The following is a 25,635-nucleotide window of genomic DNA, read 5'->3' as shown; positions in this document are numbered from 1 at the left end:
CAAGAGAAACCGAATAACAACGAATACACAGCATTCAAGATGAATCAGCCAGCAGTGGAATTTGACGATGTGACGTGCAGTTTTGTCAGCGATGACAATAAACACTACACGGCCGTTAGAGATGTGAATTTAACAATCGGAGACGGTGAGTTTGTCAGCGTCGTCGGTCCGACAGGATGCGGTAAATCGACCGTACTTAATATGGCAGCGGGACTTTTAACGCCGTCAAAAGGAACCGTCAAGGTTTTCGGAGAGGAGCTTGTCGGTTTAAATAAGCGAGCCGGCTACATGTTCCAGGCCGAGGCATTGATGCCCTGGAGAACGGCTATTGATAACGTTTCTGCAGGTCTGCAGTTTAAGGGCGTTCCTGAGAAAGAACGCCATGAACAAGCCCGTCATTGGCTCTCGCGCGTGGGTTTGAGCGGTTTTGAAGACCGTTATCCGCATGAACTCTCCGGCGGTATGAGAAAGCGTGTTGCTCTGGCTCAGACGCTGATCATGGATCCGGATATCATTCTGATGGACGAGCCGTTCTCCGCTTTGGATATTCAGACCCGCCAGCTGATGGAAAACGAAGTGCTGGCTCTGTGGTCGCAGAAGAAAAAGGCCGTGCTCTTTATTACGCACGACTTAGACGAAGCTATTTCGATTTCCGACCGCGTGGTGGTTTTCTCCGCCGGCCCGGGTTCTCATCCGATCGGTGAGTTCTATATCGACATCGCTCGTCCGCGTGACGTGGCCGAAGTCCGTGTCACACCGCGCTTCATTGAACTGCACAACGCCATTTGGGCCGACCTTCGCGAAGAGGTGCTCAAGGGCTATGAGAACCAGAGAAATCGGGTGAAATAAAATGAAAAAAGGAAGCACACCTATTCTTCAGTCAAAAACCAAGTTAGTCACCTGCCAGCTCCTTCTGCTCGTTGCAATTTTCTTATTCTGGTGGCTGATGACGAAGCCCGGCCTCATTCCTCCGTTCATGTTTCAGGATGAGAACCAGGCCGCCTTCTTTTTCGGTGAACCGGTTCAGATCGGAAAGGTTATTTGGGACTGGTTTGCTGTTAACTTAGAAATCTATCCCAACCTTGCCGTTACGCTGACGGAAACTGTTCTTGCGTTTATTTTTGGTACTGCTGCCGGTCTTCTCGTCGGCCTTTGGCTCGCACTTGCTCCGACAGCTGCGGCGATTGCAGATCCTTATATCAAGGGTTTGAACTCCATGCCTCGCGTGATCCTGGCTCCGATTTTCGGTGTTTGGTTCGGTCTTGGCATCGGCTCTAAAGTTGCCCTCGGTATCACGCTGGTCTTTTTCATCGTGTTCTTCAACGTCTATCAAGGCGTTCGAGAGGTTAGCCCGAATGTGCTGGCGAGTGCTCGCATGCTCGGCGCCAATAAAACTCAGCTGCTCCGATTTGTTTATCTTCCGAGCGCGATGAGCTGGGTGTTTTCTTCGCTGCATTCTTCCGTCGGTATGGCCTTCGTCGGTGCGGTCGTCGGCGAATACTTAGGTTCCGCAAGCGGTGTCGGTTACCTGATTCTGCAGGCTGAAAGTACGTTTGATATCAACACGGTTATGGCCGGTATTTTGGTTCTGACTGCGTTTGCACTGGTCCTGGACTGGATGGTGTCTCTGGCTGAACACCATTTCATGAAGTGGCAGCCGAAGGGCGGCAGGAGCGAAAAGCTTTAAAACCAAAATTTCTGACTATTGGGTGCTTCGGCGCCCATTTTTGTAGCTGTCGCCGGAAAGAAAAGATTTGAAACAATTTTCTTGAGTCTGTTCTTCATGAGCAACAATCTCTTGCGAGTCGAAATTTACGGCATAGAAAATTCATGTTACCCATCATCCGTATTCATTAGTGGAAACCACGACAATTAATAAATGAGTTTTCAATGTTTGGGTGAAGATAAAGTTTTAATAAATTAGATAGTTGATTGATTTATAAGGATAGTTAGAAATTTAGGTGCAAATAAATTGAGTTTCTGAAAAGTCAATGACCACAAACAAGCGATTTTTAGTTAGAAACGTGGTTAATAGAATCTCCGAATCATTCAAAAGCAAGCATCAAGACCACTTTGTGATGTTTGCTTTCTTAATTCGAGGAGGAGAAGAATGATTCGTAAGGCTGTTTTAGGAACTGTTCTTGCCGCAGTATGCGGTGCCGCTTTTGCCGCTCTGCCGAACGTTGCTGTTTACGCGACTGGCGGTACGATTGCCGGACAATCCGCGGCGTCTGATAAAACCAATTACTCTGCTGCCAAGGTCGGTGTCGACAAATTAGTGCAGGCAGTCCCTGAACTTGCAAACATCGCCAATGTCACTAGCGATCAAGTTGCACAGATTGGCTCTCAGGATATGAGCGATGCTGTTTGGCTGACGCTTGCTAAGAAGATCAATGCTGAGTGCGGCAAGAAAGACGGTTTTGTGATTACACACGGGACCGACACGATGGAAGAAACCGCTTACTTCCTGAACCTCACGGCTAAGTGCAACAAACCGATCGTTCTGGTAGGTGCTATGCGCCCGTCGAATGCACTTTCTGCTGACGGTCCTGCTAACCTCTACAATGCCGTTGCTGTCGCCGGTGATCCTTCCGCTGCCGGCAAAGGTGTTATGGTTGTGATGAATGACCGTGTTCTCGGTGCACGTGACGTCACGAAGACAAACACAACAGGCGTTGAAACTTTCCAGAGCCCGAACGCTGGTCAGCTGGCAACGATCCATAACGGCAAGGTTCTGTGGGATGCAACACCAGTGACCAAACACACGACTCAGACTCAGTTCAAGGTCGACGGTTTAGACAAGCTGCCGAAGGTCGGTGTGGTCTATCAGCACGCAGGTGTTGAAGGAATTCAGGCTCAAGCCTTAGTTGATGCCAAATACGACGGTATCGTCACCGCCGGCGTTGGCAACGGCAACCTTCATAAGTCAACATTCCCGATCATCGAGAGGGCAGCTAAAGACGGCATTGCGATCGTTCGCTCCTCTCGTGTGCCGACCGGTTCTACAACCAAAGACGCGGAAGTCGATGACGCTAAGTACGGTTTTGTTTCGTCCGGTTCTCTGAATCCTCAGAAAGCTCGCGTTCTTTTGATGCTGGCCCTGACTCAGACTAAGGATCCGAAAGAAATCCAGAAGATCTTCGATCAGTACTAAACCGATAGGTTAAGAAGGCGATAGCCTTTTCAGAGACGGCAAAACCCGGGCAATTGCTCGGGTTTTGTCGTTGAAACCGTAAGGAAACTATTCGTCGATTTCGACGTCAACGGGCTTCATCGCCGGCGTACTTTCTAAATGACGGCTGACGAGTCGAACGGTATCAATCGTACGAATGGCGTTGATGATCTTCTGCAGATGTTTCGTGTCGCCCACTAAGATTGTGAGCTCGACCTTATCCACGCTGTTTTGCTGGCTCATGGCAAAGCCCGTGACGCTCGAATGCTGCTGAGCAATCATGCTGGTCAATCTTTCAAGCGTGGCATGGGTATTGGTCAATTCAATGTCTAACTTAACCGGATAGCCGCCTTTATATTGGCTGTTCCATTGCAGATCGCGCCAATTTTCAGGGTCGGTCCTCATTCCACGCTGAACGTGACTGCAGTCCTTGCGATGAACATGAAGGGTATTGGTACCGGCGATGTAATGTCCGATGATGACATCATCCATTGCCGGTGTGCAGCAGGGCGCAAGCTTGCAGATTTGGCCTTTGAGTGCTAAGACAGGTTCTTGGCTCTGTTGGACAGTAGTCGCTGTTTCGTTCCCTTTCAATGTGTAGGGGGCGGTCAATTGATGAAGAAGCAGGAGGGAGTCCTTCTGTCCCGAGCCGATTGCATCAAGCAAAGCATTCTTATCTGTGAAACCGTTCGCCTTGCAGACGCGGGTCCAATCCTCATTGGTGACTTTTGAATAGGGTAAGTGATGAGACTTGGAAGATCTCTCCAAGAGTTTGGATCCCAGTTCGATTTTGCCTTCTTCAGAAAGGGAGCGCATATATTGGCGGATTTCAGCTCTTGCCTTACCGGTTCGAACACTGGAGAGCCAAGAAGGATTAGGCGTGGGTTTGTCGCCCTTGATGATGTTAATCATTTCGCCGTTCTTGAGTTCACGAGTAAGGGGCGCCGTTTCGCCATTAATTTCACAGCCGATTGTGCAATTGCCGAGGTCAGTATGAATTTGATAAGCGAAATCAACTGCTGTTGACCCTTTAGGCAGCTGGATAATTCTGCCTCGCGGAGAGAAGACGTAAACTCGATCGGGGAAAATATCGACTTTGATATTTTCCATGAATTCCAAGGATGTTCCGCTCTGCTTTTGAATTTCCAGCAACCCGTTGAGCCAGTCCATCGTATTGCGCTGCAGCTGGTCGGACGTGTTGCGGTCGCGGTAAAGCCAGTGCGCTGTAATACCGTCTTCACAGATGTGATGCATTTCTTCCGTGCGAATCTGGAATTCGACCATGAGACCGCCAGGTCCGATGACGGTGGTATGCAGGCTCTGGTAACCGTTAGCCTTCGGGATCGCAACGAAATCTTTGAAACGTCCCGGAACTGGTTTATAGAGTTCATGAATCACGCCTAAGGCGCGGTAGCAGTCGTCCCTTGTCGGAACTAAAACGCGGAAGCTGTGCACGTCCAGCACTTCGCTAAAGCGGATCTTGCGTTCCTTCATTTTGGAGTAGATGCGCCAAAGGGATTTGTTTTTACCTTGTACGTCGCCGCGGATTTTACGAGCAGCCAGACGATCCGACGTTTCGTGATAAATCTGATCCAGAGCGTTCTTTTTGCGCATACGGGATTCAGCTACTTTCTTTTCAAGAACACGATAGCGAATCGGGTACATGTAAGAGAAGCTCATGTCGGAGAGCTCTCTATAAACAGAAAAGAGACCAAGGCGGCTCGCAATCGGAGCGTAGATATCCATGGTCTCTTTAGCAATACGGAATTTTTTATGCTGCTTAACCGCGCCCAATGTGCGCATGTTATGAAGACGGTCGGCAAGCTTAATTAGGATGACACGAACATCGCGGGACATCGCGAGCAGCATCTTGTGAAAGCTTTCCGCCTGAGCCTCTTCATTCGAAGAAAATTTGAGCTTGTCCAGCTTTGAGACGCCGTCGACAAGCTCAGCAACTTTCACTCCGAATTTTTCGCTCATTTCGATCTTGGTAATGCCCGTGTCTTCTAAGACATCGTGCATGAGACCGGCCTCAATGGTTTCGGCATCCATGTGCCAGGAGGCAAGGATTTCTGCAACTGCGATCGGATGAGTAATGTAGGGAGCACCGGAATTACGGAATTGACCTAAATGCGCTTGGTCAGCATATCGGAATGCTTCACGAATTTTCTGAACGTCGCTATTAGAGAGGTATTGACGGCAACGTTCGGCAAGCAGATTGGCAGACGCGACAGGGTTGAGTTTTTCCTCTGCGAAGGCATCCTCCTTGGGCTCCGGTTTAGTCGCCGATTTCATGCCGACGGCTGTCATGAACAAGTCTGCGGCTTTTTGTGCGTAGCTTTTTCCTGCAGTTGCGGTATTCGGGGCCATGGTTGCTCTCCTAGCTGAGGTTTTATTTTTCGTGTTTTCTTCTGCGCTTCACCAAAAAACAAAACGGGGTTCGGCTGCGAGCCGAACCCCGACTGTGCAGATAACTTCTATTATCTTATACCGTTGAGCATTTCTAAGCCTGTGACGCCCTCAGCAATTTCACGGAGTGCGGCAACAGTCGCCTTATCCTTACACTCAATCTTAGGAGTATGACCCTGAGAAAGCTGACGAGCGCGGACAGATGCTACGAGAACCATCTGGAAACGGTTCGGGATCTTTTTTAAACAATCTTCAACTGTAATACGTGCCATTGATCTAACCTATCAAATTCAGTTCGGGATTCCGAGCTGAATAAAAATATCACGACAACGAGCCGCCTGTTTATCAAAACGGAGACGGCTTGCGGTCACGATTGCGCAGAATTCATCGAGCGCATTTTCAAAAACTGAATTAATTATAACGAAGTCAAATTCACTTGCATGAGCCATTTCGGCGCCGGCGCCCAAAAGACGTCTCGTAATGGTCTGTTCGGAATCCTGTCCGCGCTTATGAAGCCTGTCTTCCAAGGCTTGGATAGAAGGAGGCAGGATAAAAATGCTTACAGCTTCGGGGAAATGTTCTCTCACCTGACGGGCTCCCTGCCAGTCAATTTCAAGAAGGACGTCGCCTCCTTTGGCCATTGTGTCCTCAATCCACTTTTTGGAAGTGCCGTAGAAATTTCCATGAACTTCTGCAGATTCTAAAAACTCACCTCTTTCGCGGGCGGCGAGAAACTCCTCGACCGTTGTGAAATGATATTCGCGTCCGTTAACTTCACCCGGACGAGGGGCGCGGGTCGTCGTAGAAATGGAGAGTGCGATACCCGGAATTTTTGCAAGGAGTGCATTGACCAGCGAAGATTTTCCGGCGCCGCTCGGGGCGGAGACCAAAAAGAGCGAGCCTGCATTTCTCGGTTTAAAAGATTGGTTTGTCATTGAAAGACTCTTTTAAAAATAGATTTTGCAATTAATCCTGCGGCCAAATCTTACCTGTCTCAGTACGCATTTGTCGCAGTGTCTCCTTGAGTGTGAGCGTATCTTTAACAAATGCTCTGATGCCTTCGTCTAATTTATAAGATGCCATTTCGTCTTCGCACATTGCGAATCTCCATTGAGCTTCCGTTAAAGGTTCAGCACGAATTGGGCTCACCTTAGCAACGTCGAGTTTTTTTTCGAATTTCTCTTCGGAGTTTGAGAGCTCTTCGATCAGTTTAGGAGAAATGGTTAGCAGGTCGCAGCCGGCAAGCGCCACGATCTGGCCTTTGTTGCGGAAACTAGCGCCCATGATCTGAGTTTTGGCGCCCAAACCTTTGAGGCGCTCGAAGATTTTTCTCACAGACTGAACGCCAGGGTCGTTTTCTCCGGCGTTTGCTTCTTCATTCCAATCGGCGCCGGCTTTTTTCTTGAACCAGTCGTAGATTCTGCCGACGAAAGGCGAGATCAAAGTGACACCGGCATTGGCAGCGATTTCTGCCTGAGCAACGGAGAAGATAAGCGTCAGGTTGCAGTGGATACCTTCTTTTTCCAGTACGCGAGCGGCTTGGACGCCTTCCCATGTTGCAGCGATCTTAATCAAGACACGTTCTTTATCAATGCCTTTTTCTTGATAGAGCTCGATTAAACGGCGAGCTTTGACGATTGTCTTTTCAACATCAAAGGACAGGCGAGCGTCGACTTCGGTAGATACACGGCCTTTGACGTATTTAAGGATCTCTGCGCCGAAGTTCACAAGAACGCGATCAGCGGCGTCTTCTAAGGAAACGGAATTTTCAACTGCTTCCGTTAAGAAAGCCCGATAGGCAGGATCTTTGGAAGCTTTCAGGATAAGAGAAGGATTGGTTGTTGCGTCTTGTGGTTGGATTTTTGCGATAGACGCGATATCCCCAGTATCAGCCACAATGGTCGTCAGGGAAGCTAATTGATCAAGCTGAGTCATGTCTTTTTATAACTTGGGTCAAATTTTTCTATTGTAAAACCCGAATATCTGTAAAAAGCGAATAGATTGTTCACATTCGGGAGAAAAGAAGAATTTCAGCTCTGCCGTGGCATTTACACCGATACCGTTGCCCCTTCGACCTCTACCAACAGAAGATCACAACTTCAATGTTGGATGGAAGAGGTGTAAGCGGTAAGGTCAATAACTTCGGTCTCGGTTTATCTGCCGAAGTCGGCAAGAAGTTCGGTTTGACTAAGGACTTCTTCGTCGAGCCCCAGGCTCAGTTGGCTTACTACTGGATCAAGGGTAAAGACTTCTCTATGTCCAACGGTATGAAAGTCGAACAAGGTGACTTCAACAGCTGGGTTGGCCGCTTGGGCCTCGTCGCCGGTAAAGACTTCAAAGATGCTGAAGGCAACACCAAGGCTCAGGTCTTTGTAAAGGGCGGCGTCAAACAACAGTTTGCAGGCAAGCAGAAGTTGTATGCCAATTCGGTTCAATTTAAGGATGAACTGAAGGGAACAAGCGGCTATTATGGTCTTGGCTTCGAAGCGAATCCGAACAAGAAGGTCAGCCTTTATGGTCAGCTCGAACGGGAAAACGGCAAGCATTACACGAAGGAAATCGAAGTGATGCTTGGGCTGAGATGTAAGTTCTAGCTATTGCCTCTCGGCTCTAACACACTCGGCATTCCGCCGAGTGTGCCAAAGTTTCAAGACAAAATTGAAAAGCAAAAATTTGTAGTAATTAGAACCCGCATTTCAAACTGCCTCAAAGCCCTCAACTGGAGGTCTTGACGGCAAATTTCCTCGGGTTTGGGTTCAAAGGCCGGAATGATGATTGTTCCGGCTTAATTTTTTGACCTTTCAAACTGTCTCAGAAATTATAGAAAACTCTCCTAAAAACAAACTTAAATAATCGCCGTCTAAGAACTTTCCTCTATAGCTAAAAACAGTATTTCATCTTTCAAGTCCGCCAAATACCCGTTGATATAATCAATTTCGCTCGGTCTCAAACACAACTTGAATCGAGCTTTTTTCTAACTGCGATCGGGACCGAAACGGCGTCTCGATGGCGATACGGAGTCATAGTGCATAATCATCTAATTAATGACGCCCGACCTGAAGCAGCATTAGTGCTTGCGGACGGAGCTGTTTTTAAAGGCCGGTCTATCGGCGTTTCCGGCATGGCCGTGGGCGAAGTCGTTTTTAATACGGCAATGACGGGCTATCAAGAGATCCTCACGGATCCTTCCTATACAGGACAAATCGTTACTCTTACTTATCCACACATCGGTAATGTCGGCGTAAACCAAGACGATGTGGAATCTTCCGATGTTCACGTTGCAGGCCTCGTGATCCGCAGCGAGTCTCCGGTGGTCTCCAATTGGCGAGGCCAGCGAAGTCTGACGGAATATCTCAAACAAAACGGTATCGTGGCTATCGCTGAAGTGGATACCCGACGTCTCACTCGAATCCTTCGTACGACCGGCGCACAAACCGGCTGCATCGTGGCTGCTGCTGAGGGCAAACTCACAGATAATGAAATTGCGGTTGCTGCCAAAACGGCAGCAGAAGCACCTCGAATGGTTGGCCAGGAACTGGCTTCTAAAGTCAGCACGACTTACCGCTACGAATGGGGCGAAGGTACTTGGCGCATGGACAACGGTCTAGGGCGCCCGGGGTCCTTCCAACCCGAAGACTATCCCTACAGCGTGGTCGCTTGGGATTTCGGCGTAAAAGAAAACATCCTTCGTTTAATGGCTGACCGCGGTATTCATGTTCATGTAGTGCCGGCTCGTACGACTTTTGAAGAAGCTATGGCGCTGCATCCGGACGGCATCTTTCTTTCTAACGGTCCCGGAGACCCTGAGCCCTGTGACTACGCAATTGAGGTTGCGCAGAAAGCGATTGCTGCCAAGATTCCGCTCTTCGGCATTTGTTTAGGTCATCAGATTCTGGGTTTGGCCGTCGGCGGAAAGACCCTCAAGATGAAATTCGGTCATCATGGTGCCAACCACCCTGTGGTCGATTTAGCAACGAAACGTGTTTACATCACGAGCCAGAATCACGGCTTTATGGTGGACGAAGCGAGTCTTCCTGAGAACGTACAGGTCACGCACAAGTCCTTGTTTGACGGTTCTCTCCAGGGCTTCGAATTAAAGGACGCTCCGGTTTTCTGCTTCCAGGGACATCCGGAAGCCAGCCCCGGTCCGCACGACATTCAGCCGCTGTTTGACCGTTTCATTGCAAATATTCAGAAGTACAAAGAGTCTTTATGACAGATAAAGTTCAGACAGTTAGAGCAGCGCTCCAAGAGGCCCGCAGCGGTTTAGAGAACCTGCTTTCCAATGAAGAAATGCTTGGAAAAGTAGTCAAAGCGGCCGACCTCATGGTTGCCTCCATGCAGCAGGGCGGTAAGGTTATGTCCTGCGGCAACGGAGGCTCTTTGTGCGACGCAATGCATTTTGCCGAAGAACTCTCCGGTCGTTTCAGACAAGATCGTCCCGCTTATGCGGCAATGTCACTGGCAGATCCCTCTCATATGTCCTGCGTTTCTAACGATTATGGATACGAAGATGTCTTTTCTCGTTTTGTAGAAGGCATAGGCAGAGAAGGAGACGTTCTGCTCGGTATTACAACGAGCGGAACGAGTAAAAACGTCGTCAAAGCAGCTCAAGCGGCGAAAGCGAAAGGAATAAAAGTCGTTGCTCTCACCGGCAAACCGAATACTCCGATTTGCGAACTTGCGGATGTGGTCATCATCACGCCTGCCGGTCGTTTTGCCGACCGCGTTCAGGAACTGCACATCAAAGTCATTCACATCCTCATCGAGTTAATCGAAGCTGGTATGGCTGAACCCAATCCATCCAAGGAATAAGAAATCATGCCTAAGCGCACTGACATTAAATCGGTTCTGATTATCGGAGCCGGTCCGATTGTCATCGGACAAGCCTGTGAGTTCGATTACTCCGGTGCACAGGCCTGTAAAGCTCTCCGTGAGGAAGGCTATAAGGTTATTTTGGTTAACAGCAATCCGGCGACCATCATGACCGACCCGCAGACTGCGGACGTAACTTATATTGAACCGATCACCAAAGAAGTGGTCGAACGCATTATTGCAAAAGAAAGACCGGATGCCATCCTCCCGACTATGGGCGGCCAGACGGCGCTTAACTGCGCCATGGAACTCGCAAAGAGCGGCGTGCTCGAAAAATACAATATCGAGCTGATCGGCGCTTCTCCCGAAGCGATTGAAAAAGCCGAAGACCGTCTGAAATTCAAAGAAGCAATGGACAAGATCGGACTGAGCAGCGCTCGCTCCGGTATTGCTTACTCTTTAGACGACGCTTTAAAAGTCCAGGCTAAGATCGGCTTCCCGGCAATTATTCGGCCGAGTTTTACGCTCGGCGGCTCCGGCGGCGGTATTGCGTACAACATGGAAGAATTCATCCAGATTTGTACCCGCGGCCTTGAACTCTCCCCGACACACGAACTCTTGATTGAAGAGTCCTTGCTCGGCTGGAAAGAATACGAAATGGAAGTTGTCCGCGACAGCAAAGACAACTGCATCATCGTTTGCTCCATCGAAAACTTCGACCCTATGGGTGTCCACACCGGCGACTCCATCACCGTGGCGCCGGCTCAGACGCTGACTGATAAGGAATATCAGATCATGCGTGACGCCTCTATCGCCATTCTGCGAGAGATCGGTGTCGACACCGGCGGCTCCAACGTTCAGTTCGCTGTGAACCCGAAAGACGGTCGTCTCGTCGTCATTGAGATGAACCCGCGTGTTTCCCGCTCTTCCGCTCTGGCCTCTAAGGCAACGGGCTTCCCGATCGCCAAAGTAGCAGCCAAGCTGGCCGTGGGCTATACGCTCGACGAACTCAAAAACGAAATCACGGGCGGCCGTACTCCAGCATCTTTCGAACCGACCATCGACTATGTTGTGGTCAAGACACCGCGCTTTGCTTTCGAGAAATTCCCCAAAGCCGATAAGCGCCTGACCACACAGATGAAGTCAGTTGGCGAAGTGATGGCCATTGGCCGTACCTTTCAGGAAGCACTTCAGAAAGCACTTCGCGGTTTGGAAACCGGTAAAGACGGCTTAAACGAAATCTCGACTGATCGCGCTACGATCCACCACGAGATCAGTGAACCGGGCCCCGACCGTCTTTGGTACTTGGCCGACGCTTTCCGTTTGGGCTACACCGTCAAAGAAGCTCATCGCGCCACCAGGATTGATCCTTGGTTCTTGGTTCAGGTTAAAGAGCTTGTCGATATTGAGAACCGTCTCAAGGAATACAGCCTGCCTGAGCTCTCTAAGGAAGAAATGCTTTTCCTCAAGAAGAAAGGCTTCTCCGATCGTCGCATTGCTAAGCTTCTGAAGGTCAAGGAAGACCAGGTTCGTGCTCGTCGTCACGAACTCGGAATTCGTCCGGTCTACAAACGCGTGGATACCTGCGCAGGCGAATTCCCGACGGATACCGCTTACATGTATTCGACCTACGAGGAAGAATCTGAAGTTAATCCTTCTGATCGCCGCAAGATCATGATTCTGGGCGGTGGCCCCAACCGTATCGGTCAGGGTATCGAGTTTGATTATTGCTGCGTTCATGCCTCTATGGCGCTCCGCGAAGACGGTTATGAAACCATCATGGTCAACTGCAACCCGGAAACGGTGTCCACCGACTACGACACGAGCGACAGGCTGTACTTTGAACCGGTCACGCTCGAAGACGTGCTCGAAATCATCGATGTCGAAAAACCCGAAGGCGTCATTGTTCAGTATGGCGGCCAAACACCGCTTAAACTCGCTCGCGCCCTGGAAGCCAACGGTGTCAACATTATCGGTACGTCTCCGGATTCCATTGACGCTGCCGAAGACCGTGAACGCTTCCAGCACTTGCTGCAGAATCTCGGACTTCATCAGCCCCCTAACAGAACCGCTCGCACCGAAGAAGAGGCCATTCGTTTGGCTGACGAAATCGGTTATCCGCTAGTTGTTCGTCCGAGCTACGTGCTTGGCGGTCGCGCCATGGATATCGTGCACGACAGAAGCGAACTCGAACGCTACATGCGCGAAGCCATTAAAGTTTCTTTCGATTCTCCGGTTCTTCTGGATCGCTTCTTGGATGACGCCGTTGAAATGGACGTCGATGCCGTCTCTGACGGTAAAGAAGTCAGAATCGGCGGCGTGATGCAGCATATCGAACAGGCTGGCGTTCACTCCGGTGACTCCGCTTGCTCGATTCCTCCGTATTCTCTTGATCCGGCCCTGGTCGAAGAAGTTAAGCGCCAGACCCGCGAAATGGCTCGCGCCTTAAACGTTGTCGGTCTGATGAACGTTCAGTTTGCGATTCAGCACGCCTTCTCCGATCATCCGGAAATCTTCGTGCTCGAAGTCAATCCGCGCGCTTCCAGAACCGTTCCGTTTGTTTCCAAGTCCACCGGACAGCAGCTCGCTAAGATCGCCGCCCGCTGTATGGTCGGCCAGAGTCTGGAAGAGCAGAAGCAGCCGGTAGAAGTTGAACTCGACCACTACAGCGTTAAGGAAGCCGTCTTCCCGTTTGCCAAGTTCTTAGGCGTTGACCCGGTTCTCGGACCGGAAATGCGTTCCACCGGCGAAGTCATGGGTGTCGGCCGCAGCTTCGGCGAAGCTCTCTTTAAGAGCCAATTAGGTGCCGATTCTGCGATTCCTAAGTCCGGGCGCGTCTTTATTTCCGTCAAGGAAGAAGACAAGCCTCGTCTGCCGCAGCTCGCTAAGAACTTCACGGAAGCAGGCTATCAGCTCGTTGCTACTCGCGGCACGGCCAAAGTCATCCGCGAAGCCGGCTACCGATGCGATGTGGTGAACAAGGTTTCCGAGGGGCGCCCGAATATTGTGGACGAATTGAAAAACGGCACTATCCAATTGGTGATTGCAGTCGCAGCCGAAAGCCGCTCTGAAATCGCAGATGCTTCCGCCATTCGAATTGCCTCATTGGCTAACCACGTGACTTTCTACACGGCTATGGCAAATGCCTTGGCAGTGATTGAAGGAATTCGTCATATGCAGGATACCGAGGTTTATGCGCAGCAAGAGCTGCACAAACACCTTCAGCACTAATTTCATTCTTATGAGCGCTTTCTTTCAAGAAGGCGCAATTAACCGGGAGTAAATATGCCCTTTAATCTGAAAAATCGTTCCTTACTGAGTCTTGTGAACCACACACCCGAAGAGATTGATTACTTGGTTTCATTGGCCGAAGATCTTAAGAAGGCCAAAAGAGCAGGTACGGAACGTCCTCAGCTTCGCGGAAAAAGCATTGCGCTGATTTTTGAAAAAACTTCTACACGTACTCGTTCTGCCTTTGAAGTGGCTGCCTATGATCAGGGTGCACATACGACTTTCTTTGATCCTGCTGTTTCACAGATTGGTCATAAGGAAAGTATTAAAGACTCCGCTCGCGTTTTGGGCTCCATGTATGACGCAATCGAATTTCGCGGCTTCAAGCAGGAAACGGTTGAAGAGCTCGCCGAGTATGCGGGCGTTCCTGTTTTTAACGGACTGACCGATGAATGGCATCCGACCCAGATGCTCTGCGACTTGCTTACCATGAAAGAGGCCAGCGGAAAGCGCTGGAAAGACATCTCTTTTGCTTATCTCGGAGATGCTCGCTTTAACACCGGTAATTCTCTGCTACTTGTCGGCGCAAAAATGGGCATGGATGTTCGTATCGGAGCACCAAAGGCTTATTGGCCCTCTCAGGAATTGATTGACATGTGCCGAGAATTCGCCAAGGCTTCGGGCGCAAGGATCACGATTACTGAAGATCCCGAAGCAGCGGTAAAAGGGGTGGACTTCATCCATACGGATATTTGGGTCTCTATGGGAGAACCAAAGGAAGTTTGGGATGAACGTATCGAAGCGCTTCTGCCCTATCAAGTCAATAAAAAACTGATGGAAGCTTCCGGCAATCCGAACGTGAAATTTATGCACTGTCTGCCTGCCTACCATAACACGGAGACAAAGGTCGGAGAAGCGGTTATCAAGGCTCACCCGGAACTCGCGGGCGGTGTGGAGGTGACTGAAGAAGTATTTGAGTCTCCTGCTTCTATTGTGTTCCAGCAGGCCGGAAACCGCCTTCATACAATTAAGGCAGTCTTAGTTTCCTCTTTGGCATAAACGACGGAAGAAACGTTGCTTGGGAGAAAGCGGGAGTTCGGCCCGCATCAGGAGCAATGAGAGAAACCTCATAACTGAATGCGCTATGATTAGCGCATTCGTTAATAAACAGGCGGTCAACGACCGCCTTTAGATTTTTAGAAAATGCCTATACCTATTACTGCCCGCGGGGCAAAGATGTTGAAAGACGAGCTTCAGCGTTTGAAAACGCAGGATAGACCTGCGGTTGTTCAGGCAATTGCCGAAGCACGTGAAAAGGGAGACCTTTCTGAAAATGCCGAATATGATGCAGCCAGAGAGTCTCAGGCCTTTATTGAAGGCCGAATTTTAGAGCTCGAGAGCAAAATTGCTCAGTTCCAGGTGATTGATCCGTCCACACTTCCGGATAACGGCAAAGTTGTGTTCAGCGCCACTGTGACGATTGAAGATGTTGAGACAGGCAATCGTCAAACGGTTCAGATTGTGGGCAACGATGAAAGCGACACTAAACTCGGTCGTATTTCCGTGGCTAGCCCGATGGCTCGTGCCTTAATCGGCAAGTCGGAAGGGGACGAGGTGGAAGTACAGGCCCCGGGGGGCCTGTCGGAATACGAAATTATTTCGGTCCAATACATCTAATTGATGCATCGATAAAGGCAGTTACTCTTCGGAGATGCCTTTATTCTTGCTGGCTAAGCGGGAGCCCAGGGTTTTGCCTTTGGCTCCCACTGCTTTTACTTGGCCCTTCGGTGTCTTGCCTTTCTTCACGGTTTTAGCCCAGGGAAGGCTCTTAGCTTCCTTGTTCTTGTTCTGAATCATTTCCGTGAGGCGCTTGCGGTTGTTGCGTGCTTTGGCGCCGGTCTTGCGAGCGGCTGCCGGAGCAGCTTTCTTAACCTTCGGGGTTTCTTCGGTTTCTTCTTTTTCAGGAATCGGACGGAACAAGACTAAAAGTTTTCCGATTTGGGTAATCTTGGCGGCGCCGAGTTTGTCAGCCAGCTCTTCAAAAATGGCCGTGCGTTCTTCTCTGTCGTCGCTCGGGACTTTGACCTTGATCAAGCCGTGAGCGGTTAAGGCGCGGTCCACTTCCTTAATCACGGCTTCTGTAAGACCGTTTCCGCCGAGCAGAACCACCGGATCAAGGTGATGTGCTTTTGCCTGAAGTAAGAGGCGAGCGTTACGATCGAGCACTAATTGTGACATTATTAACTCCTTATTTGATTTTTTGAAAGTGTAAGCCTATGCCGGTATCTGAAAAGAAACTTCGCTCTAATCCTGCGTGGATTAAGCGTCACCTGACCGATCCTTTTGTTAAGAAAAGTGTTCAGGAAGGTTACCGAGCCCGTTCGGTTTACAAGCTCATGGAGATTGATGATAAAGATAAAATCATCAAACCCGGCATGAGTGTTGTCGATTTAGGCGCTGCGCCCGGGTCCTGGACCCAAATTGTTAAAGAGCGTCTGACCGATAAGGACGGGAAAATCGACGGTAAAGTTATCGCCATGGATATCCTGCCGATGGAGCCGATTGAAGGTGTCCATTTCCTGCAGGGCGACTTCCGAGAGCAGGAAGTCGCAGACAAGCTAACCGATCTCTTGGAAGGGGAGAAGGTCGACGTCGTTCTCTCCGATATGGCCCCGAACTTGTCCGGTGTTGCCGCGGCCGACGCTGCCCGCTGCCTGCTCTTGAATGAACTGGCCTTGGATTTCGCTAAAGAGAACCTCAAGAAGAACGGTTCTTTTGTTTGCAAGGTGTTTCAGGGGAGCGGCTATTCTCAGTACGTTGAAGCTTGCAAAAAAACTTTTAGAAAGGTTTCCGTGCGAAAGCCCGAGGCCTCCAGAAGTTCTTCGGCAGAAGTGTATATTGTTGCGCGTGATTTGAAATAACCGGCTGCAAGAGAAACAGCAGGTTTTCCTTCTGAGAGAAACCCTGCTGAGATTTTTTTAACCCCTTGGGAGAGGCTACTTGTCAAAAGGTTATCGTCCTATTTGCGGTAACCGCACTTCGGGCATACGCCGTTCTCATCTAACGCGATACCGCAGAGAGGACAGCGGTCCACAGTTCCTTGAGGTTTATATTCCTGAGAAGCTGCATTTACACCGCTCGTGAAAGTGATTTTGGCAATGTTGAGTTTGTCTTTCAGCAGATCGTAAGCGATCTTGATCATTCCTTCCGTGGTGAGCGTTTCCTTTGTAACGACAAGACGGCAATCGGGATAACAGGTAATGAGGTCTGTCTTAACTGGAGCACCCTTCATTCTGTTGGAGGGAGCTCCGTTTCGAATGCCTTGTGCATCGTAGACGGCAAGGATAGCGGGAAGCAAAGGATCATCCTCTCTAAGAATCAGAGCGTGGTCGAAGTTCTTCAAAACTTCCCAAGCAGTCTTTCGAATTTCGTTGCAAGGAAAGACCATATTGACCCCGGGTTCGATCGTGTCTTCAACTTCGATGGTTAAAACACCGGTATGTCCGTGTAAATACTGGGCTTCTCCTTGAAAATTAAGAAAACGATGTGCGTACTGCAAATCAAAAGACGTGATGCTTCTCATACTTTTCTCCTTAGTGAGGACGGTATCAATTTCAATTCGGTTTAATGTTTTTTCTTGGCGCACTCGGGACAGAGCCCGACAAATGTGAGGTCATGACTCTTTATCAGATATTTATTTCTTTTTCTGACTTCCTCATCTAGAGATGCCATGTAAGGCATTTCTACATCCATTACCTTGCCGCATTGCTCGCACCTCAGGTGATAGTGATTGCTGCAAATATGGTCGTAACGTTCAGGAGAACCTGAGATGTTGCGAAGTCGAATTTCTCCTTCTTCTGCTAACAGTTTTAAGTTTCTGTAAACAGTTGCACGGCTGATGGTCGGGCAGTTTTTTTGAACTTCCTGATAAACCTCGTCAGCAGTCGGATGGTTCTGCAGCTGCCTTACTGCGCTTAATACCAGTTGTCTCTGAATCGTGTTACGAGAATTAGTCATTGCCTTTAATAACATTAAATCTTGATTGATATACTATCCTAATTAGGACAAAGTATCAATAAAAAGACTTTTGCGTATTGTAATAATTTATTTCTAATAAAAACAGAAGGGCGGCCAATAGGCCGCCCTCGAAAGGCGAATCAAGAAGCGTTTGTTTTAAGAAAAACTCTTTTTGTAGAACGCAACGATTTCCCTCATAGGAATATATTTTATGTTGTCGTAGAGATCCGTGTGATTGGCTGCCGGAATAATCATGAGTGTTTTGTTGTCGCCGGTGAGCTTCTTGAAAGCGTCTTTGCTGAAATACAGAGAGTGGGCTTTTTCTCCGTGGATCATCAGCACCGGACTTCTAATTTCGTCAGCGAAAGTCAGCAGCGGTGTATTGATGAAGGAGAGCGCCGAAGTCTTGTTCCAGTGTCCGTTGGAGTTGATGGACCTCGGATGGAAGCCTCTCGGTGTCTTGTAATACTCCCAGTAATCTTTTACGAACTGAGGTTCATCGCCGGTAAGTTTATCAGGCAGACCTGCGCCGGGTGCGTAGGTTCCGTCTTTGGTGTCTTCGGTACGCTGGGCATTCAATTCCTGCTTCAATGCATAGCGAGCATTTTTATCCATCTTGTCGAAATAGCCATAGGTGTTCACACGGCTCATGTCGTACATAGTGGAGGTGACGGTAGCTTTGATGCGGGTGTCGATTGCAGCGGCGTTCAATGCAAAACCGCCGAATCCGCAGATGCCGAGCACCCCGATCTTGTTGTGGTCGACGCCCTTGAGGTTCGACAGATAATCGACAGCTGCGGAGAAATCTTCCGTACTGATGTCAGGAGAAGCTAGATTGCGGGGGAAGCCGGAGCTTTCCCCGGTAAAGGACGGATCAAAAGCTAAAGTCACGAAGCCGTTTGCGGCCAATGTCTGCGCATAAAGTCCCGAAGCCTGTTCCTTGACTGCTCCGAACGGGCCGCAAACAGCGATAGCCGGCAGGTCGCCCGACACGCCTTTGGGGCAGTATAGGTTACCGATTAATCTCGTGCCGAAGCGGGTATAAAAAGATACTTTTTTATGTTCGACCCTGTCGTCCTGCGGGAACGTTTTGTCCCATTTCTCTAAATTGTTCATCTTTGTTTTTCCCTCCGAGGAGCGTACAGGCCCCGCAACGGTTAAAGCGGTAAGTGTTGCAGCTCCGATAATGAAAGATCTTCTTTGCATGATTTTCGACTGACGTTGAAAACGAGTAGGGACAGAATAGAAGCTTTGTTTTAACATATCAAATACTTATTTAACAACTAAGATATGCTTTTTTAGTATATGAATTTGAGAAGTCTTCGTTTCTTCCTTGCTGTCGCAGAAAACAACGGCGTTCAAAAGGCCGCGGAATCCCTGCATCTGACTCAGCCGAACATCTCTCGGGCGCTTAAGGCCTTGGAAGAAGAGTTGAACGCGCAGTTGTTTGTTCGCACGGCCCGCGGAGTGGAAATCACTGAGGAAGGCGAACTTCTCAGAATGCGGGCGGAAGAAATCTTGTCTTTGGTGGACAAGACCAAGGCCGAATTTGTAGATTCAAAGGGTAGTGAGCTGAGCGGGGAAGTGCGGATCGCTGCCGGTGAGTCTGAAGGCATGCGCAATGTCATTCGGGCGATGTCGCTTTTTAAAGCTATACATCCGAAGGTTGAGTTCTCAGTGACGAGCGGCAACAGCGCTAATGTGGCCTATCAGTTGAATGTCGGTCTCTCCGACCTCGGAATTGTGTTTGATCCTTTTGACGTCTCGAAATACGAATACACCCGCTTGCCCTGGAAAGAAGATTGGTGCGTCTATCTGCGCAAAGACGATCCGCTCGCAGAAGAGCCATTCGTTACACCTCAGATGCTTCGAGATCGTCCGCTGATATTGTCAGCACAAACCCGAGGTGCCGGCTTTTTGAAGTCTTGGCTTGGGCGCAGTCTTGAAGAGCTAAATGTGGTGGCGTATTTCACGCTGATCAACACGCCGAAACTCATGGTTGAAGAGGGCCTCGGTCTGATGATCTCTTTTGATAACTTAATTGACCTGGATCCAAACGGCCCCTTAATGATTAAGCCCTTAGCGCCCAAACTTCATTCTGCTACCTATCTCATCAGAAAGAAGGAAAAAGTGCTCTCCCGCGCGGCGCAAGCCTTCCATGAATATTTGAAAGACTACGCATTGAGCGCAGAAGCAGCTCAAAACAATTAAGCCGAAGAACGGATCGAGGATGTTTGGCAGCTGCGCTAAACTTTCCTGCACGCTTCGAGCTCCGTTTTAAAACAGCATCTTTTTATTTTGGAAAATATGACTCAAGATTTCGTCCATCTTCGTATGCATACCGAGTTCTCAATCAAAGACGGTATGCTCAACCCGAAGAAAGTAGTACATAAGGCGATTGCCTCCGGGATGAAGGCGCTGGCGATTACAGACGCCACGGCGATGTTCGGTGATGTCATTTTCTATAAAGCCGCATCAGCCGCCGGTATCAAGCCGATTCTCGGCGCGGACTGCTCGATTACGAATCACTACAACCGTGATGATTATCTGCGCCTCTTATTTTTAGCGAGAAATCATCAGGGGTACCTGACGCTTTGCGACCTGCTGAGTCGTGCGTGGCTCACCAATCAATATAAAGACAGAGGCGAAGTCGACCTCGACTGGATTACGCCGGAAATGGCCGATGGCTTGATTGTGCTCTCCGGCTTCAATACCGGGGCGATCGGTAAGGCTATCCTGAACGGAAGTTCATCGGCTGCCGAACAGGAAGCCCGCAGATTGTCCCAGAAATTCCCGCACTTTTTTATGGAGCTGCAGAGAGTGGGGCGCCCGAATGACGAAATGCTCATCGCCGAATCCGTCAAGCTCGCCAAGAAACTCGGGCTGCCGGTTGTTGCTACTCAGCCGATTCAGTTTGAGAACCCGGAAGATTTTGAATTCCATGAAGCTCGCGTGGCGATTGCCGACGGCTTCACGCTGGCAAATAAGGCTCGTCCTCGTATTTACACGCCTCAGCAGTATTTCCGTACGAAAGAAGAAATGTGCGAGCTCTTCAAAGACATTCCTTCTGCGATTGAAAACAGCGTTGAAATTGCAAAACGCTGCAATGTCACGATCAAACTCGGGAAACCGCAGCTGCCGATTTTCCCGACGCCCGACGGTATGTCTCTCAAAGACTACATGGCACAGCTCGCGCGCGAGGGTCTAGACCGCCGCCTGAAAGTCTTATATCCGGATGAGAAAAAACGCGAAGCAGCGTTCCCGCGCTACAAGGAACGCCTGGAGCGTGAGATCAAGATCATTCAGGACATGGACTTCCCGGGTTACTTCCTCATCGTGCAAGACTTTATTAACTGGGCCAAGACCCACGGCTGTCCTGTGGGTCCGGGCCGCGGTTCGGGTGCCGGTTCCTTGGTGGCTTACAGCTTGGGTATTACCGACTTGGATCCGCTTGCGTACGACTTGCTGTTCGAACGCTTTCTGAATCCGGAACGTGTGTCCATGCCTGACTTTGACGTGGACTTCTGCCAGAACAACCGCGGACGCGTGATTGAGTACGTGAAATCCAAGTACGGCGAAGAGTCCGTGAGCCAGATTGCGACCTTCGGTACGATGGGTGCCAAGGGCGTCATTAAAGATGTCGGCCGTGTTCTCGATATGTCGTATTCCGAGGCCGATCGCCTTTCCCGCATGATTCCGACGCGCCCCGGTCACAACACGACCCTTGAAGAAGCGCTCAGCGAAGAGCCGCAGTTCCGCGCTGAAGTTCGCAACAATCCTCAGGCCCGCAAACTCATTGAGTACGCCTTGAAATTGGAAGGCACCACCCGAAGCTTGGGCATTCACGCAGGCGGCGTGCTGATTGCACCGGGCAAACTGATTGATTTCTGTCCGCTCTACGCAGCAGGCATGCTGCCGGAAAACGTCATCAGTATGTATGACAAAAAGGACGTGGAAGCCGTAGGTCTGGTGAAGTTCGACTTCCTTGGTCTGACAACGCTCACGATTATTGAACGTGCGCTCGACTACATCGAAAAGAACATCGGCGTTCGTCCGGACATCGAGCACATGGAGTGTGATGATGAGGACACGTACAAGAAGATTTTCCAGACCGGAGATACGGTTGCCGTGTTCCAGTTTGAATCTCCGGGTATGCACAAGCTTCTGATTGATGCGAAACCGACTCAGCTTTCCGACTTGATCGCTTTGAACGCCTTGTATCGTCCGGGCCCGATGGACCTGATTCCGGACTTCCTGGATATTCGTGCCGGACGCAAGAAAGCCGAATATGCGGATCCCCGTTTGATTCCGATTCTGGAAGATACGGCCGGCATTATGGTGTATCAGGAACAGGTGATGCTGGTGGCGCAGAAGATCGGCGGCTACTCACTCGGCGGCGCTGACATTCTTCGACGCGCCATGGGTAAGAAAGACGTCGCCGAAATGGAACGCCAGAGCAAAGTGTTCATCGAAGGTGCGGCAAAGAACGGCGTTTCTGAGGAAGTGGCCGCTCACTTATTCGAGTTAATGCGTAAGTTCGCAGGCTACGGCTTTAACAAATCCCACGCTGCTGCATACTCTTATGTTGCCTATAAAACCGGCTGGCTGAAGAATTACTACCCGGCAGAATTCCTGGCTTCCTCTTTGAGTGAAGTGATGACCGATCCGGAGAAGTCTCTGAAGATTTTGATGGATGCTAAACGCCATAGTGTCAAACTTCTCGGGCCGGATATCAACGAGAGCGAATTTAACTATACCAGTCCCAAGACGATGGAAATTCGTATGGGCTTAGGCGCCCTAAAGGGTGTGGGTTCAGCACCTGCAGAAGCTATCAAGGCCGAAAGAGAACAAAATGGTCCGTTCAAAGACCCGTTCGATCTCGTCAAACGGGTGGGCTCTCAGCTCATCACGAAGAAGATTATCCAGGTCTTTGCAATGGCAGGCGTCTTTGATTCCATTGAGCCCAATCGCCGCAAGTGGTTTGAAAATGCTGACGTGGTAGTTCAGTCTGCTCAGGAAAACGAAAAGGCGGCTGACCAGTTCAGCCTCTTCGGAGAAGAACCGTCTAACGAAGTACCGATCAAGGAAGTTGCGCCTTGGAGTGACCGCACTCGGATGGAAAAAGAGCAGTATGTTCTCGGCTTCTATTTCTCGGGTCATCCGCTGGAAGCCTATCAGTCGGAACTCAAGCGTAATTTCGGAGCTCTTGTGGCAGGTACCGAATCTGAGAATCCGGGGGAATACCTCGTTGCCGGTATGTATCTCGGCTGCGAACAGCGCCGCGGCAAGGACGGTTCTCCGTTCGTTACGTTGCATTTGGCGACGCCCGACGGTCCGGTGGACTACAGCGTTAAGAACCAGTACTTCGAACAGGAAAGAGTCCGAATCAAAGAGATTCCCAAAGGCGAGATTGTGGTCGTGGAACTTAAAAAGTCTCACAGTAAGAAGAGCGGAAAGACCTGGGCAAGTCCCGGAGCCTTCTATCCGCTTTACGAACTGCGCCATCGCCAGAGAGCGCATATTGTCATTCGGCCGGCGGAAGAAGCTGATCCGAAGGAGCTCGAGCGCCTGATTTTGGACGTCCAGATGACGCATCCCGAAGAAGCGATTCGCGTGGACTTCGAATTCTCGGACGACCGCAGTTTCCGTGTTCGTCTTACCTGTCCGTATAAAGCAGCCGCCGATTGGACATTGGTCCGAGATTTAGAGGATTCGCCCTCTATTCGGCAGGTTGAAGTGGCTTACGGCTTGTAACTTCAGCTCCCGAACTGAGAAAAAATTAGGTTTTTAGGCTAAGTATTATTCATAATTTATAGAAATCGCAAGAAAAGGTAAGAAAGGCCTTTTTTGTTACTCGGTTTTTGGTATTGTTTGATAACCAGGGCGGGTTTCGCCCTTATAAATCGACAACCGACGGCCCTATAGGCCGTGCATTTGAGGTGAAATTTTGAACAAAAATAATTTATTCGCCAAAGTTGCCGTATGGATCGTGATTGCCTTAGTGCTGTTTACTGTATTTAAGCAGTTTGACGGCGCCAAGAAGATGGTGGCTAATGAACCGTCCACGAGCTATACGCAATTTATGGACCAAGCCAAGGAAGGCAAAATTAAACGCGTCGATGTTCAGGGTCGTACGCTTACCGTCACTCCGACGGAAGGAGCTGCCTATAAGATCACAGCTCCTGGAGACCTTTGGATGGTTGAAGACCTCCGTAAGGCCGGCGTTCAGGTCTACGGTCAGCCTGATGAAGAACAGAGCTTCTTAGCTTCCATCTTTATTTCTTGGTTCCCGATGCTCATCCTCATCGGCGTGTGGATTTTCTTCATGCGTCAAATGCAGGGCGGCGGAAAGGGCGGTGCTTTCAGCTTCGGCAAATCTAAAGCCAGAATGCTCGACAGCTCGAATAACAATGTCACTTTTGCCGACGTCGCCGGCTGCGATGAAGCCAAAGAAGAAGTGACCGAAATCGTGGATTACCTCAAGGATCCGAGCCGTTATCAGCGCTTAGGTGGTCGTATTCCCCGCGGCGTGCTGCTCGTCGGCTCTCCGGGTACCGGTAAAACACTTTTGGCCAAAGCCATTGCCGGCGAAGCTAAAGTTCCCTTCTTCACAATTTCCGGTTCCGACTTCGTTGAAATGTTCGTCGGTGTCGGTGCCGCTCGTGTTCGCGACATGTTCGAGAACGCTAAGAAGAATTCTCCCTGCATCATCTTCATCGACGAAATTGATGCGGTTGGCCGTCAGCGCGGCGCCGGTCTCGGCGGAGGCAATGACGAACGCGAACAGACTTTGAACCAAATGCTCGTCGAGATGGACGGTTTCGACACCAACAGCAGCGTCATCGTGATCGCTGCCACGAACCGCCCTGACGTTCTTGACCCCGCATTGCTGCGTCCGGGCCGCTTTGACCGTCAGGTCGTGGTTCCGCTGCCCGATATTCGCGGCCGTGAACAGATTCTGAAAGTTCACATGCGCAAGATTCCGGTCGGCGCCGACGTGGACGAGTCTGTCCTCGCTCGCGGTACGCCCGGCTTCTCCGGTGCCGATCTGGCTAACCTCGTGAACGAAGCGGCCTTGTTTGCCGCTCGCCGCAACGGCCGTGTGGTTGCCATGGAAGACTTCGAACGCGCTAAAGACAAGATCATGATGGGCGCTGAGCGCAAAGCCATGGTCATGTCCGAAGACGAAAAACGCAACACGGCTTACCACGAATCCGGCCATGCTCTGGTTGCACGTCTGATGCCGAAGAGCGACCCCGTACACAAAGTCACGATTATTCCTCGCGGACGTGCGTTGGGTCTGACGATGCAGCTGCCTGCCGAAGACCATTACTCTTATGACAAGCAGTATCTGCTCTCTCGTATCGCCATCCTGTTCGGCGGACGTATTGCCGAAGAAGTTTTCATGCATCAAATGACAACGGGTGCGTCTAATGACTTTGAACGCGCCACTCAGATGGCTCGCGACATGGTCGTCCGCTACGGCATGAGCGATGTGATGGGCCCGATGGTTTACGGTGAAAACGAGAACGAAGTGTTCCTCGGCCGCTCCGTGACTCAGTCCAAGCATATCTCCGAGAGCACGATGGAAAAGGTCGATGCAGAAGTTCGCCGCATTATTGACGAACAGTACGCAATTGCCCGTAAGCTCATCGAGTCTCATCAGGAAGAAATGCACAAGATGGCGCACGCTCTGCTCGAATGGGAAACCATTGACGCCGAGCAGATCGACGACATCATGAACGGTAAGGATCCGCGTCCTCCCAAGCAGCTGAGCAAGGTTCGCAGAAAGAACGAAGAAGCGGCTCAGCCGGCTGAAGGAGAACAGACCGCTCAGGCAGCTCCGGCAGAAAAGAAGACGGAGCAGGCTCCGCAGACCGAGTCGCCTGAACCTGAAGCGAACGCTAAACTGGCTGAAGCTCCTTCCGAGGAAGTGAAACCGGAAGATAAGCCGAAGGATTCCGACGATCGTCCTAAAGCCTAAAATAACG

The 25,635-nt window shown here is 50.2% G+C and carries 21 protein-coding genes; 13 read left to right on the top strand and 8 right to left on the bottom strand.

Annotation, left to right across the window (positions count from 1 at the left end; all coding sequences use genetic code 11):
• The first annotated feature begins 39 nt into the window (after positions 1–39).
• The 3 genes from HMPREF9439_RS01120 to ansB all read left to right on the top strand — a co-directional run bounded on the left by HMPREF9439_RS01120 (position 40) and on the right by ansB (position 3,154).
• Positions 40–849, top strand: a complete 810-nt coding sequence (locus tag HMPREF9439_RS01120) for an ABC transporter ATP-binding protein (RefSeq protein ID WP_008810823.1) — start codon at positions 40–42, stop codon at positions 847–849.
• Position 850: 1 nt separating this feature from the next.
• Complete coding sequence (locus HMPREF9439_RS01115; RefSeq protein WP_008810824.1) at positions 851–1,687, top strand: ABC transporter permease; 837 nt, start codon at positions 851–853, stop codon at positions 1,685–1,687.
• A 423-nt stretch (positions 1,688–2,110) separates the two neighbouring features.
• Positions 2,111–3,154, top strand: coding sequence for an L-asparaginase 2 (gene ansB / locus HMPREF9439_RS01110; protein WP_008810825.1), 1,044 nt, complete (start codon positions 2,111–2,113; stop codon positions 3,152–3,154).
• 87 nt (positions 3,155–3,241) lie between these two features.
• On the opposite strand, the gene HMPREF9439_RS01105 is transcribed toward ansB, so the two are convergent.
• The 4 genes from HMPREF9439_RS01105 to tal form a co-directional block, all read right to left on the bottom strand.
• A complete protein-coding gene (locus tag HMPREF9439_RS01105) occupies positions 3,242–5,542 on the bottom strand; it encodes a RelA/SpoT family protein (protein ID WP_008863386.1) in 2,301 nt (766 codons plus the stop codon).
• 110 nt (positions 5,543–5,652) lie between these two features.
• The gene (rpoZ, locus tag HMPREF9439_RS01100) at positions 5,653–5,853 is read right to left on the bottom strand and encodes a DNA-directed RNA polymerase subunit omega (RefSeq protein ID WP_008810829.1); all 201 of its coding nucleotides are present in this window, start codon (positions 5,851–5,853) and stop codon (positions 5,653–5,655) included.
• An 18-nt stretch (positions 5,854–5,871) separates the two neighbouring features.
• A complete protein-coding gene (gene gmk / locus HMPREF9439_RS01095; RefSeq protein WP_008863385.1) occupies positions 5,872–6,516 on the bottom strand; it encodes a guanylate kinase in 645 nt (214 codons plus the stop codon).
• Positions 6,517–6,547: 31 nt separating this feature from the next.
• Complete coding sequence (gene tal, locus HMPREF9439_RS01090) at positions 6,548–7,516, bottom strand: transaldolase (protein ID WP_008863384.1); 969 nt, start codon at positions 7,514–7,516, stop codon at positions 6,548–6,550.
• Between the two features lie 65 nt (positions 7,517–7,581).
• Here tal and HMPREF9439_RS01085 point away from each other — a divergent pair, with 65 nt between their 5' ends.
• The 6 genes from HMPREF9439_RS01085 (at position 7,582) to greA (ending at position 15,304) form a co-directional block, all read left to right on the top strand.
• The gene (locus tag HMPREF9439_RS01085) at positions 7,582–8,175 is read left to right on the top strand and encodes an autotransporter outer membrane beta-barrel domain-containing protein (RefSeq protein ID WP_341459695.1); all 594 of its coding nucleotides are present in this window, start codon (positions 7,582–7,584) and stop codon (positions 8,173–8,175) included.
• A gap of 431 nt (positions 8,176–8,606) precedes the next feature.
• Positions 8,607–9,797 (top strand): glutamine-hydrolyzing carbamoyl-phosphate synthase small subunit, encoded by a 1,191-nt coding sequence (gene carA / locus HMPREF9439_RS01080; RefSeq protein ID WP_008863381.1) that lies wholly within the window; start codon positions 8,607–8,609, stop codon positions 9,795–9,797.
• The gene (gene gmhA / locus HMPREF9439_RS01075) at positions 9,794–10,396 is read left to right on the top strand and encodes a D-sedoheptulose 7-phosphate isomerase (RefSeq protein WP_008863380.1); all 603 of its coding nucleotides are present in this window, start codon (positions 9,794–9,796) and stop codon (positions 10,394–10,396) included. The genes carA and gmhA overlap by 4 nt, the downstream gene beginning before the upstream one ends.
• Before the next feature lie 6 nt (positions 10,397–10,402).
• Entirely contained in the window at positions 10,403–13,627 is a 3,225-nt protein-coding gene (gene carB / locus HMPREF9439_RS01070; RefSeq protein WP_008810835.1) for a carbamoyl-phosphate synthase large subunit, read from the top strand.
• A 54-nt stretch (positions 13,628–13,681) separates the two neighbouring features.
• Positions 13,682–14,686 carry an ornithine carbamoyltransferase gene (locus HMPREF9439_RS01065; protein WP_008863379.1) on the top strand — a complete coding sequence of 335 codons (1,005 nt, stop codon included), beginning with the start codon at positions 13,682–13,684 and terminating at the stop codon, positions 14,684–14,686.
• Between the two features lie 144 nt (positions 14,687–14,830).
• Positions 14,831–15,304, top strand: coding sequence for a transcription elongation factor GreA (gene greA / locus HMPREF9439_RS01060; RefSeq protein WP_008810837.1), 474 nt, complete (start codon positions 14,831–14,833; stop codon positions 15,302–15,304).
• 21 nt (positions 15,305–15,325) lie between these two features.
• Here the strand turns inward: greA and yhbY are convergent, their stop codons facing one another.
• On the bottom strand, positions 15,326–15,865 hold the full coding sequence (yhbY, locus tag HMPREF9439_RS01055) for a ribosome assembly RNA-binding protein YhbY (RefSeq protein ID WP_008863378.1): 540 nt from the start codon (positions 15,863–15,865) through the stop codon (positions 15,326–15,328).
• A 38-nt stretch (positions 15,866–15,903) separates the two neighbouring features.
• Here yhbY and HMPREF9439_RS01050 point away from each other — a divergent pair, with 38 nt between their 5' ends.
• A complete protein-coding gene (locus tag HMPREF9439_RS01050; protein WP_008810839.1) occupies positions 15,904–16,548 on the top strand; it encodes an RlmE family RNA methyltransferase in 645 nt (214 codons plus the stop codon).
• A gap of 98 nt (positions 16,549–16,646) precedes the next feature.
• Here the strand turns inward: HMPREF9439_RS01050 and HMPREF9439_RS01045 are convergent, their stop codons facing one another.
• The 3 genes from HMPREF9439_RS01045 to HMPREF9439_RS01035 form a co-directional block, all read right to left on the bottom strand.
• Positions 16,647–17,210, bottom strand: a complete 564-nt coding sequence (locus tag HMPREF9439_RS01045; protein ID WP_008810840.1) for a 6-pyruvoyl trahydropterin synthase family protein — start codon at positions 17,208–17,210, stop codon at positions 16,647–16,649.
• A gap of 41 nt (positions 17,211–17,251) precedes the next feature.
• A complete protein-coding gene (locus HMPREF9439_RS01040) occupies positions 17,252–17,644 on the bottom strand; it encodes a Fur family transcriptional regulator (protein WP_040603346.1) in 393 nt (130 codons plus the stop codon).
• Positions 17,645–17,800: 156 nt separating this feature from the next.
• The gene (locus tag HMPREF9439_RS01035; RefSeq protein WP_244862363.1) at positions 17,801–18,850 is read right to left on the bottom strand and encodes an alpha/beta hydrolase; all 1,050 of its coding nucleotides are present in this window, start codon (positions 18,848–18,850) and stop codon (positions 17,801–17,803) included.
• 99 nt (positions 18,851–18,949) lie between these two features.
• Here HMPREF9439_RS01035 and HMPREF9439_RS01030 point away from each other — a divergent pair, with 99 nt between their 5' ends.
• The 3 genes from HMPREF9439_RS01030 (at position 18,950) to ftsH (ending at position 25,628) form a co-directional block, all read left to right on the top strand.
• Positions 18,950–19,855, top strand: a complete 906-nt coding sequence (locus HMPREF9439_RS01030) for a LysR family transcriptional regulator (protein WP_008863374.1) — start codon at positions 18,950–18,952, stop codon at positions 19,853–19,855.
• 96 nt (positions 19,856–19,951) lie between these two features.
• Positions 19,952–23,398 carry a DNA polymerase III subunit alpha gene (gene dnaE, locus HMPREF9439_RS01025; RefSeq protein ID WP_008863373.1) on the top strand — a complete coding sequence of 1,149 codons (3,447 nt, stop codon included), beginning with the start codon at positions 19,952–19,954 and terminating at the stop codon, positions 23,396–23,398.
• Positions 23,399–23,591: 193 nt separating this feature from the next.
• A complete protein-coding gene (ftsH, locus tag HMPREF9439_RS01020) occupies positions 23,592–25,628 on the top strand; it encodes an ATP-dependent zinc metalloprotease FtsH (RefSeq protein ID WP_008863372.1) in 2,037 nt (678 codons plus the stop codon).
• Positions 25,629–25,635 lie beyond the last annotated feature (7 nt).

Source organism: Parasutterella excrementihominis YIT 11859, from assembly GCF_000205025.1.
Taxonomy (GTDB): Bacteria; Pseudomonadota; Gammaproteobacteria; order Burkholderiales; family Burkholderiaceae_F; genus Parasutterella; species Parasutterella excrementihominis.
This window is presented reverse-complemented; position numbering and strand designations above follow the sequence as displayed.

Coding starts and splice junctions, on each gene's coding strand:
- HMPREF9439_RS01120 (WP_008810823.1), top strand. CDS start 40: ATGAATCAGCCAGCAGTGGAATTTGACGATGTGACGTGCAGTTTTGTC.
- HMPREF9439_RS01115 (WP_008810824.1), top strand. CDS start 851: ATGAAAAAAGGAAGCACACCTATTCTTCAGTCAAAAACCAAGTTAGTC.
- ansB (WP_008810825.1), top strand. CDS start 2,111: ATGATTCGTAAGGCTGTTTTAGGAACTGTTCTTGCCGCAGTATGCGGT.
- HMPREF9439_RS01105 (WP_008863386.1), bottom strand. CDS start 5,542: ATGGCCCCGAATACCGCAACTGCAGGAAAAAGCTACGCACAAAAAGCC.
- rpoZ (WP_008810829.1), bottom strand. CDS start 5,853: ATGGCACGTATTACAGTTGAAGATTGTTTAAAAAAGATCCCGAACCGT.
- gmk (WP_008863385.1), bottom strand. CDS start 6,516: ATGACAAACCAATCTTTTAAACCGAGAAATGCAGGCTCGCTCTTTTTG.
- tal (WP_008863384.1), bottom strand. CDS start 7,516: ATGACTCAGCTTGATCAATTAGCTTCCCTGACGACCATTGTGGCTGAT.
- gmhA (WP_008863380.1), top strand. CDS start 9,794: ATGACAGATAAAGTTCAGACAGTTAGAGCAGCGCTCCAAGAGGCCCGC.
- carB (WP_008810835.1), top strand. CDS start 10,403: ATGCCTAAGCGCACTGACATTAAATCGGTTCTGATTATCGGAGCCGGT.
- HMPREF9439_RS01065 (WP_008863379.1), top strand. CDS start 13,682: ATGCCCTTTAATCTGAAAAATCGTTCCTTACTGAGTCTTGTGAACCAC.
- greA (WP_008810837.1), top strand. CDS start 14,831: ATGCCTATACCTATTACTGCCCGCGGGGCAAAGATGTTGAAAGACGAG.
- yhbY (WP_008863378.1), bottom strand. CDS start 15,865: ATGTCACAATTAGTGCTCGATCGTAACGCTCGCCTCTTACTTCAGGCA.
- HMPREF9439_RS01050 (WP_008810839.1), top strand. CDS start 15,904: ATGCCGGTATCTGAAAAGAAACTTCGCTCTAATCCTGCGTGGATTAAG.
- HMPREF9439_RS01045 (WP_008810840.1), bottom strand. CDS start 17,210: ATGAGAAGCATCACGTCTTTTGATTTGCAGTACGCACATCGTTTTCTT.
- HMPREF9439_RS01040 (WP_040603346.1), bottom strand. CDS start 17,644: ATGACTAATTCTCGTAACACGATTCAGAGACAACTGGTATTAAGCGCA.
- HMPREF9439_RS01035 (WP_244862363.1), bottom strand. CDS start 18,850: ATGCAAAGAAGATCTTTCATTATCGGAGCTGCAACACTTACCGCTTTA.
- HMPREF9439_RS01030 (WP_008863374.1), top strand. CDS start 18,950: ATGAATTTGAGAAGTCTTCGTTTCTTCCTTGCTGTCGCAGAAAACAAC.
- dnaE (WP_008863373.1), top strand. CDS start 19,952: ATGACTCAAGATTTCGTCCATCTTCGTATGCATACCGAGTTCTCAATC.